This is a genomic window from Verrucomicrobiota bacterium (genome assembly GCA_016871535.1).
In the GTDB taxonomy this organism is placed as follows: domain Bacteria; phylum Verrucomicrobiota; class Verrucomicrobiia; order Limisphaerales; family SIBE01; genus VHCZ01.
In genome coordinates this window covers 1-9,611 of record VHCZ01000234.1, presented here as the reverse complement: position 1 = coordinate 9,611, position 9,611 = coordinate 1, and the positions used below count along the sequence as shown (strand labels likewise).

The 9,611-nt window shown below is 59.0% G+C and carries 8 protein-coding genes; 6 read left to right on the top strand and 2 right to left on the bottom strand.

What is annotated here, in order from left to right:
• On the bottom strand, nt 1-699 hold a 699-nt coding region (locus FJ398_22090), incomplete at its 3' end, for a hypothetical protein (protein ID MBM3840599.1).
• A gap of 559 nt (nt 700-1,258) precedes the next feature.
• On the opposite strand from FJ398_22090, the gene FJ398_22085 reads away from it, so the two are divergent.
• Nucleotides 1,259-2,032, top strand: coding sequence for a DUF4058 family protein (locus FJ398_22085; GenBank protein MBM3840598.1), 774 nt, complete (start codon nt 1,259-1,261; stop codon nt 2,030-2,032).
• A gap of 53 nt (nt 2,033-2,085) precedes the next feature.
• Here the strand turns inward: FJ398_22085 and FJ398_22080 are convergent, their stop codons facing one another.
• On the bottom strand, nt 2,086-2,832 hold the full coding sequence (locus tag FJ398_22080) for a TerC family protein (GenBank protein ID MBM3840597.1): 747 nt from the start codon (nt 2,830-2,832) through the stop codon (nt 2,086-2,088).
• 431 nt (nt 2,833-3,263) lie between these two features.
• Between FJ398_22080 and FJ398_22075 the strand changes: the two genes are divergently transcribed.
• The 5 genes from FJ398_22075 (at nt 3,264) to FJ398_22055 (ending at nt 9,603) form a co-directional block, all read left to right on the top strand.
• Complete coding sequence (locus FJ398_22075) at nt 3,264-4,541, top strand: hypothetical protein (GenBank protein MBM3840596.1); 1,278 nt, start codon at nt 3,264-3,266, stop codon at nt 4,539-4,541.
• Between the two features lie 587 nt (nt 4,542-5,128).
• Nucleotides 5,129-6,631 carry a beta-lactamase family protein gene (locus FJ398_22070; protein MBM3840595.1) on the top strand — a complete coding sequence of 501 codons (1,503 nt, stop codon included), beginning with the start codon at nt 5,129-5,131 and terminating at the stop codon, nt 6,629-6,631.
• 7 nt (nt 6,632-6,638) lie between these two features.
• Nucleotides 6,639-7,814, top strand: a complete 1,176-nt coding sequence (locus FJ398_22065; protein MBM3840594.1) for a CDP-alcohol phosphatidyltransferase family protein — start codon at nt 6,639-6,641, stop codon at nt 7,812-7,814.
• Nucleotides 7,433-8,827 (top strand): flippase-like domain-containing protein, encoded by a 1,395-nt coding sequence (locus tag FJ398_22060; GenBank protein ID MBM3840593.1) that lies wholly within the window; start codon nt 7,433-7,435, stop codon nt 8,825-8,827. The genes FJ398_22065 and FJ398_22060 overlap by 382 nt, the downstream gene beginning before the upstream one ends.
• Nucleotides 8,824-9,603 (top strand): phosphocholine cytidylyltransferase family protein, encoded by a 780-nt coding sequence (locus FJ398_22055; GenBank protein MBM3840592.1) that lies wholly within the window; start codon nt 8,824-8,826, stop codon nt 9,601-9,603. The genes FJ398_22060 and FJ398_22055 overlap by 4 nt, the downstream gene beginning before the upstream one ends.
• The last annotated feature ends 8 nt before the right edge of the window (nt 9,604-9,611 follow it).

Genomic DNA, 9,611 nt, shown 5'->3' with positions numbered 1-9,611 from the left:
ATATGATTCGGTGTCCGCGAGGATTTGTTGACCAAATTTGTTCTTGGTTCCGGCTTTCGCGGTGGTGCTCGCAATGGCGAGCACTTCGGGAAAGCCCGCCGGAACTTGCTGTGCGACCTCGAGGTTGCAATCGTTGCCAGCGGCCACAACGACGGTAATTCCGGCCTTGTACAGATTCTGCACTGCGGTGCGCATCGGTGCGTCGTCAGTAGGGTTAGCACTCGCGGGCCTGCCCAAGCTCATGTTCACCACATGGATTGTTGGGGTCAAGGCATTGGCATTCAGAACGGCATTGAGGCCGGCGATCACCGAAGAGTCGCTTCCGTTCCCTGAAGCATCGAGAACTTTTACCGCGTAGAGCGTCGCATTCGGAGCAACGCCCACCACATCTCGGATATTGTGCCGCGCCGCAATCGTCCCACTGACGTGAGTTCCATGCCCATTGTCGTCTTGCGCCGAAGAACCGAACGCACTGAACAGATTGATCGGGCCTTGCGTGGCGGTTTGGAGATCAGCATGGTTCAGATCGATTCCTGTATCGACGACGGCTACGCCAATTCCCGCGCCCGTGAACCCTTGAGGCGCTGGATAGGCTCCAATCTGGTTAACACCAGCAGGAACGACTTGCGTCGTCGTGCCCGATCCGCCTCCGCTCGGCTTTCCGAGGACGGAAACGCTGCGATCCGGAGTCACAGCCATAACTCTCGGATCATTCTGCAACGCTCGGAGGCGACCTGGTGGGACAAACCCGGCAAAGCCGCTTAATGCGGTCCCGTAAATGAATGTCGGTGACAGGCCGTGATTAGCTGCGATGGCGTTGGGATTCGAGCCCGGCGCCAATGTTTACAATGTAATGATCCCGAACAGCCTCTCCGGCGGTCTGTCCGTGGGCTGTGAGGCCCGTGAGCAACATTACGGATCCAGAAAGGACAAAGGAAATAAAGATTTGTTTCTTCATGTTTTCTAGCGGTTTTGTGCTGTGTCATCTCGCGCTGTCTCACTTCGCACTCGAAGAGGATACTCGGCCACAGATTCTTGTCCATCCCTCAAACTGACACTGTCAGCCCAATGAACCGCGGATTACACGGATTGCGCGGATACGAGGGGAGTATTCGGCACCGCTGGGTCTTGATCCCCGAAAGCCGCTTCGGCCTCGTCCATCCTCATTCGAACAGAATGGTCAACAGCAGCACGTTTGCGGCACGTTAGCCTCAGAAAGGTATTCGCCTTCCACGGTTTGTCCGCTAGAGTATTCAGCATGAAGAGTCCGTTTCCGGGCATGGATCCGTTCCTGGAGAAACATTGGGGTGACGTGCATCACAGGCTCGTCCAATACGCCTGCGACACGCTGCAACCAAACCTGCCGGCCGATTTGCGCGCGCGGGTCGAGGAGCGCGTTTTTGTCGAACGCGAGCCGGGCCGAGTCCGACCAGTCATTCCGGATGTTTCCATCTCGGAGATGCACGAGCCGTCGCCGCCTTTTGCATCGGTCGGGGAAGTCGGGGTCGCCGAGCCGTTGATTTTTGAAGTGTCCGATTCGCTCGTAACAGAGGGTTTTCTTGAAATTCGGGAGAAGGGTGGAGGCAAATTGATCACGGTGATCGAGTTTCTGAGTCCTTCGAACAAATGCGGCGGCGCCGGACAAGAGAAGTATCTGGAAAAACAGGCGGAAGTGCTCCGAACCGATGCCAGCCTGGTCGAGATCGATCTAGTCCGCGCTGGCCAACGAGTGCTGGCGTTGCCGGTGGACCAAATTCCATCGGCGCATCGCTGGGACTATCTGGCTTGCATAAGCCCCGGCTGGAAACGGAAGAGCCGCGAACTTTATCCGATGCCACTGCGCGACCGGCTGCCTGGGCTCCCGGTTCCGCTTCGCCAACACGAGCCGCGGGTGAAACTGGATTTGCAGTCGCTGAGGGACCGAGTGTACGCCGCCGGACGCTATGACGATCTCGATTATGCGTCGGAACTCCAGCCTTCCTTTCGACCCGAAGATGCCGCCTGGGCCGCAGAATTGCTCAAGAAAAGCTGAGACCGTGGTTCCAAATTCGGCGGGTCCTGTCCAATTCTAAACACGCTCTGAGTTTATCGGTAAGGCTGGTGGAGTTGCACCCGCTGGGCTTTGGCGCGCATTTTGATGTTCAACATCTCCACGCCGACGGCAAAGGCCATGGCGAAGTAGATGTAGCCTTTCGGGATTTCTTTGTGAAAGCCTTCCGCCACCAGCATCGCGCCGATCAAGATCAGGAAGCTCAGCGCCAGCATTTTAATCGTCGGGTGCCGTTCGACGAAATCGCCGATGTGATTCACGAACACCAGCATCACGATCATGGCCAGAATCACGGCGGTGATCATGACCCAGATGACATTCGCCATGCCCACCGCCGTGATGACTGAGTCCAGCGAGAAAACGAGATCAAGCAACATGATCTGGAAGATGACACCGGCAAAATTGGGCGCGAGTTTCTTGGTGACTTCGCCGTCTTCGCCTTCGAGTTTCTCGTGGATTTCATAGGTGCTCTTGGCGAGGAGAAATAGACCGCCCAAGATCAGAATCAAGTCGCGGCCCGAAACGGCGAGTGTATAGGAGAGAACTTGTGTGGTGAAGAACGGCTTCTCCAGCTTCACGACCCACGACAAGCCGAAAAGCAAAAGCACGCGCGTGATGAGCGCCAGGCCTAATCCGAGCTTGCGTGCCTGCTCTTGTTGATCGTGCGGCAGTTTGCCCGCCAGGATCGAAATGAAGATGATGTTATCGATCCCCAGGACAATTTCCAGAAGCGTCAGCGTGACGAGGCTGATCCAGATTTCAGGGTTGCTGATCCATTCCATACGCGCGGAATCATCTGGAAAGCGAAAGCTGAGTCAATGGGATTCGGGCTGCAATAGTATGCCCTCAGTTGAGGGTCGGGCGAGGCTCCTGCCGAGCCAAGGCCATCGAAGAAAGGCTCCGCAGGAGCGTCGCTCCACCGTCGTTAACTGAGGGGATACCAATTTAGCAATTCAGTGGTGTCTGGGACAACCAATCCGAAGCATTCCTGCCTTGTGAACCGCGAGGTCGGGAGACCTCCCAACTTGCCGGAGCCGGCGTTAAGAGCAACTGCCGCCGTGCGTCCACGCTGGCGCAGAGAGATTCCAGCATTTATGCTGCGCGTATGCTGAACCCAATGCTCCTTTGCGTTGCCGTCATTCTGTTTTTCGTTGCTCCATCCTTCAGTGCCGAACCTCAAACTCCGGGACGTGACGCCGAGTCAGCTTTACGGCTGGCCACATTCGACATCGATGCGACGCCGCCGGTCGGTTCCATGATGGCTTACGATCCGGTGACGAACCGGTGGGAGCTCGGCCTTCGCGCCCGGGGCGTCGTTCTGAGCGGGGCAGGGGAGCCGATCGTGCTCTGCGCCATCGACTGGATCGGCATTGCCAACGAAGGGAATGATGAATTTCGGACTGCACTGGCGCGAGCGGCCGGCACGTCGCCCCGCCGAGTTGCGGTTCACACGTTGCACCAGCACGACGCGCCGGATTGCGATTTCTCCGCCGAACGCATTTTGAAAGAGGCGGGGCTCGATGCTCGCCAATACGACAGCCGCTTCCAACGCCAGGTCCTTTCCAATCTCGAAACCGCCGTGCGTGAATCGTTGCCTCGTGCGCAAGCCGTGACGCATCTCAGCCTGGGCGAAGCGCGCGTGGAAAAGGTGGCCTCGAATCGCCGCATCCTCGGCCCGGATGGCAAAGTGCGCGCCGTGCGCTGGACCGCGACGCCGGATGCGGCGATTCGCGCTGAACCGGAGGGAACGATTGATCCCAGCGTCTCGTTGGTGAGCTTCTGGAACGGTGAAAGGCCCGTGGCGGTGTTGAGCTACTACGCCACGCATCCGCAGAGTTATTACCGGACCGGAATTCCCAATCCGGACTTTCCGGGAATCGCCCGATTCCTTCGGCAGATGACGGTCCCGGCCGCATTGCACGTTCATTTCAACGGCGCCGGCGGGAACATTGGGGTCGGCAAATACAATGACGGCTCGCCGGAGAACCGGTTGCGGCTGGCAGAACGCCTTGCGGACGGCATGCGCCGCGCCTGGGAGAAAACCCACCGCCAGCCGATCACCACCGCGGACGTGAGCTGGACCATCGAGTCGGTCGCGCTTCCTCCGGCTCAACATCTCGCGGGCGCTGAGCTTGAAGCGCAATTGAAGGGCGCGGAAAGAGCGCCGGCTGCGCAAATTGCCGCGACCAAGCTGGCCTGGCTTCGGCGTTGCCAGGCCGGGCATCGAATTGACATCGCTTGTCTGAGTTTGGGAAGCGCGCGCATTCTGCATTTGCCCGGTGAATTGTTCGTAGAATACCAACTGGCCGCGAAGCAGGAACGGCCGGATCTGTTTGTGGCCTTGGCGGCGTATGGCGATTACGCGCCGTGGTACATCGGCACCGCAGTCGCCTATGAGGAAGGCGGCTACGAGACGCGGCCGGAATCCTCCAACGTCGCTCCGGAAGTCGAAGGCGTGCTGTTAGGCGCGATTCGACGGTTGCTGCGTTGAGCAATCACTCCCACGGGTAGAGCGAAACTCCCGCCGCGCTCTTCGCTACTCCCGTTGACTGAAGCCAATACACCCATCCCAGCAGGAGAGGGTTGGGGTGAGGGAAAAGCGTGGACAGGCGCTTCCGCTCCCGACTCGTCGGAAGCTTTCGCTGGCATGGAGGATGGCTAAAGACAAACCGTTTGTATGTGTTTAGCGATGGTAGGGCGGCGCTGCCGCGCCGCCGCTTATTTCGCGAAAACTTGCCACGCGAAAAGCGGGCCGCGGACCGTGGCGCCGACATCGCTTCGCTCGTCGCGTGCGACGCACGGCATCGCGGCAGCGATGCCCTACCACGCTAAACACGTAAAAGCGTTTAAGCTCGCGTGCGCGGATGGAGTGAAGGAACCGTGGCGCGGGCATTCCTGTCGCGACATACCCTGTCTGCGCGTCCGCCGGGCGACTGGAAAGTCGCCCAAACCAGCAGGCTGGAAAGCCTGCTCTACAGTACGGAGTGATTTTTGATGAGTATTCCTTTTTGACTCTGGTAGCCTTGGCTCACTCGCGATTCGGTTTCACGAAATCATCGAGACAGATTGCTAAAGACTATGCTCAGGCACTTTTGCGCCATGCTGCTGTTCGCAGATCTTTCCCTAGAGGCGGCGGAGATTGTCGGCTCTGCGGAATTCTCCGGCGTTCGAGAATTGATCCGCCAGGGAATTACGGAGGGTCGCGCGCCTTCGGTGGCAGTTGCCGTGGTCAAGCACGACCGCTTAGTGTGGGCCGAAGGATTCGGTTACGCGGATTTGGAAACGCAGCGTCCCGCGACGGCGGACAGCATTTACCTTCTGGCGTCGGTGTCGAAACCTATCACCGCGACCGGCCTTATGGTGCTGGCCGACCGCGGGCAAATCGATCTGGACAAACCTGCCAACGATTACCTTCCTGGACCCAAACTTCGCGCCACTCAAGGATCGGAGCGGGATATTACTCTCCGACGGTTGGCCAACCACACGTCCGGGATGCAGGTGCACTACAATTTTTACTACGACAACGTCCCGCCTCTCTCGCGCGACGAAGTGATCCGGCGCTATGGAATTTCACACACTCCGCCCGGCGCGCGCATTGAATACTGCAACCTGGCTTTTGGAATTTTGGACTACATCACCGAAGTCGTGGCGGGCGCGCCTTGGACTCAATTCATGGAGAAGAACGTCTATGATCCGATCGGCATGTCCCACACGTCGGACCGCGTTCGAACCGGCCTGGAATCCCATGCGACGCGCCAGTATCAACTCGATTTGGCGGGCCGCTTCCTTCGAGTGCCGCCGTATCGATTCGATCACAATGGCGCCTCCGCTATTTGGAGCAGCGCAAATGACCTTAGCCGCTTTCTCAGGCTGCATCTCAACGGAGGCTCCGTCGAGGGCCGTCGGTTGCTGAAGGAGGAAACCGTCCGCTCGATGCGGAAGGTCACAGCGCCTAGAAACCCCGCGAAACCCGATGCCGGATTTGGCGTGGCGTGGGCGGTTGGCTCCGCACGGGGACACGCTTTTATTGAACACACCGGCGGCATGCCAGGGGTTGCGACGAGGATTCGCGGGTTTCCCGACGACAACGCAGGTTTTGTGGTTCTGATCAACGCGAGCGGGGTGGACGTGCTTGGAAAGGTTGCCGAGCAGCTCACGCGCGCGTTGTTTCCCGACGGACGCGAGGAGCCAGGAGCAAAAGTCCAGGAGGAAAACGTGGAACGGAAGCCGGACGCATTCGTCGGAGAATGGAACGGCACATTGGCTCATTGGGAAGAAGACATTCCGATGGTGTTGAGCGTAGCGGGAGACGGAAACGCCGCCGTCAGGCTCGCGAAGCGTCTCGCGGTTCCGCTGCGGGATGTTTCGTTCGTCAATCGAGTGCTGAAGGGTCAGATGCGCGGTGTGCTGAGAGCGCAAGAAGGCTATCCCGGCCCGGTCACGCTTGAATTCACTTTGAGCAGGGCAGGGGAGGAGTTGACCGGGATCGCCGTGGCAAAGGCTGAGGGTTATTTCGCTTTGTCCCACGGCGTTCGCCTGAGCCGTCAAGCGAACGAAAAAACTTCCCAGAGAAACGAATGATCGCCCGATGACGGATCGATCCATTCCCGCCCTCATTCTTTGTGATCCGCAAGCCGGCGCGCTCCAGGTCGGAGCGTTATCCCTGCTGGATCGATTGATCGTCACCCTTCATCGCGCGGGTTGTCGATCCATTCAGGTGCTTTGCCCGGGCGAACTCCCCGCTTTGAAGCGCACGCGCGCCTGGGAAATTCAGTTTGAGGCCGGTCAGCAAGCCCGACCAGCCAACGAACCCACACTCGTCGCCGTTTGCGAACTGTTGGTCCAGCCGGGCGATGTCCGGAAGGCGATTCGAAACAACACCCGCCTGACAACCCGCGAAGGCGAGCTCTTGCCATTTGGCGTGGTCGCACCGGACTTGATCTCGAAATTGACAGATCAATGGCTCGAAGGGCAGGGGAGGGCAGGGGACGCAACCGGTTTCACCATGGATAGCCTTCTCCAGGATTGTGACCATGTCTGCGCCGAGGGAATCGCTTCGCGCGTTTGCGATGTTGCCACCGCCCAACGGGCCGAGCGCTTGCTCTGGGATTCACTCGTAAGCGATTCGGATGGGATGGTTGATGTCTATTTCAATCGGCCGGTAGGCCGGGGCTTGTCGAAGATTTTAGTTCACACGCCCGTGACACCCAATCAAGTCTCGTTGCTCTCGGTGGCAATCGGGCTGGCCGCCGCCTATCAATTCGCGCTGGGCCAATATGTGGCCGGCGTTGTGGGCGGCATCTTGTTTCAAATTTCCGCCATCGTGGATTGTATCGATGGCGATATCGCGCGCATGGTTTTTAAGGAATCCCGAATCGGGAAATGGATCGATCTTGTCGGGGATCAGATTGTGCACCTCGCGGTTTTTGGCGCGATCGCGATGGGCGCGTCCAAAGCTGCGCTGGGTTCGGACGCCTGGCGGCTCGGCGCCAGTGCGATAACGGGCGCTGTGATTTCGTTCCTGGTCGTGATGCGGGGGATGCTCGCGCTCAGGGACCAGGCGCTCACGCGATGGCAGCAGCGGATCGATCAAGCCACATCGCGGGATTTTTCGGTGTTGGTCCTTGCGCTGGCCTGCTTCGACAAACTGAGCTGGTTTCTCTGGATGGCAGGAATCGGGGTTCATGTCTTCTGGATCGCGGCGTTATTGGTTCAGTGGGCGGCAGCCCGGCGCGGCGAAACGAAGGGATCGGTCCAGCCATGAAGTTCATTCTGCGCGCGCTGTTGCTGGCGTTGGGGCTCGGGCTGCTGGGGTGGTTCATCCACCGGGCGGAACCGGGCGAAATCATGGCTGCGTTCTCGCGCTTAGGCTGGTTCGCTCCGCTGATCTTGCTCCCCTATGGGGTTGTTTACCTGGCCGACACCCGAGGCTGGCAATTTGCTTTCGGAGCGAAGGCGCAACATTGTCTGCCTTTCATGACCTTGCTTCGAATTCGTTGGGCCGGGGAGGCCGTCAACAATGTCATCCCTTCGGCTTATATCGGGGGCGAGGCGTTGAAGGTTTACTTGCTGAGCAAGCGGGACGTGGCGGTTGCCATCGGCGCAACCAGCGTCGTGGCGGGCAAAACCGCGCAGACCGTGGGCCAGATTGCATTTCTCTCCCTGGCCGCGTGCGCGCTGGCCCTGATCAAGACGAGCGAGTCGCGCGTGCAAATCGCGGCGATCGGCGTCATCACGGCCCTTGTGCTGGGAGTCGCTGGACTGCTCTGGCTGCAGAGAGTTGGGCCGTTCTCCGCGGCGCTGCGGATTCTGGAGAAATGCGGCATCCACTTGAAATCGGTCCGGGGGAAGACCGATAAGCTGCGCCTGATCGATGCACGAATTCTCGAATTCTACCGGGAGGATCGAAAGCACTTTTGCCTTAGCATCGCGCTCTATTTCCTGGGATGGATTCTGGGCGCGGTGGAGGTTCTGGTCATTGCGGCGCTGTTGGGGATCCCGCTTCACCTGAGCCAGGCGATCGTGATTGAAGCCTTCGTCGGGATCGCGAAGATCTCCGGAGCCGTCGTGCCGGGCGCGCTTGGATTTCAAGAATCGGGTATTGTCCTGCTGTGCCGCGCCGTGGCCGTTCCGGATTCGCTGGCCTTTGCCTATGCAATCTTGCGGCGGGGCCGGGAAGTGGTCTTCGCGGTGCTTGGATTGTTGTTTGCTTATTCGGAAGAAATGAACTTTCGCACTTTGTTTGGCCGCACCTCAGTTACTTCAGAAACCAAATGACCTCTGCCTTTATTTACGCCGCTGGGCGCGCCCTGAGATTGGGAGCCGCTTTTGCCGAACGCCCCAAAATCTTGATTCAGTTTGGCGGCAAAACGCTGCTCGAATGGCACGTCCAACGGCTCTCGGAAACCGGCGTGCGCCGCCTGGTCGTTGTCACGGGTTACAAGCACGAGCTGGTCGGAGCAGCTATGGTCGCGTTGCGCCAGCGCTACGGAGTTGAGATCCAGGAAATCGTCAATCCTGACTTTACCGAAGGCAGCGTGTTGAGTTTTGCAGTATCGCTGCCGGAAGTTCTGAAGGCCGAACCGCCCGTGTTGCTGCTCGACGGCGACGTGCTTTACCCGGGCGAAATGCTGCGCCGCCTCGTGCAGTCGAAGCATCCCTCTGCGCTCTTGTTGGACCGCAATTATTCGACGGATGACGACGACCCCGTGCTGGTGCCGGTCCGACAGGGCAGGCCGATTGATTTCATGAAAAAATGGAAGGGCACCTCTGATTTCGTGGGCGAATCAGTCGGCTTCTTCAAGGTCAGCGCCGCGGAGCTTCCGCTGTTGGTCGGAGAAACTCAGAAGCGCACCACGGGACAACTCCGACGTGAATCGTACGATGACGTGTTGCGGGCGCTCGTTCTGGCAGGCCGGTTTGGGCACGAGGACATCACCGGAATTCCGTGGACGGAGATTGATTTTCCCGAAGACGTGCAGTTCGCCGAAAAGGAAGTCCTGCCCGCGATCCAAAGCGGTCGGTGGTCCATCGGGGAGCGGGAGAACCCTTAGTTAGTTAG

Excerpts from the sequence above, each read along its gene's own strand:
- FJ398_22085 (MBM3840598.1), top strand. The coding sequence starts at position 1,259 with ATGAAGAGTCCGTTTCCGGGCATGGATCCGTTCCTGGAGAAACATTGG.
- FJ398_22080 (MBM3840597.1), bottom strand. The coding sequence starts at position 2,832 with ATGGAATGGATCAGCAACCCTGAAATCTGGATCAGCCTCGTCACGCTG.
- FJ398_22070 (MBM3840595.1), top strand. The coding sequence starts at position 5,129 with ATGCTCAGGCACTTTTGCGCCATGCTGCTGTTCGCAGATCTTTCCCTA.
- FJ398_22065 (MBM3840594.1), top strand. The coding sequence starts at position 6,639 with ATGACGGATCGATCCATTCCCGCCCTCATTCTTTGTGATCCGCAAGCC.
- FJ398_22060 (MBM3840593.1), top strand. The coding sequence starts at position 7,433 with ATGGATCGATCTTGTCGGGGATCAGATTGTGCACCTCGCGGTTTTTGG.
- FJ398_22055 (MBM3840592.1), top strand. The coding sequence starts at position 8,824 with ATGACCTCTGCCTTTATTTACGCCGCTGGGCGCGCCCTGAGATTGGGA.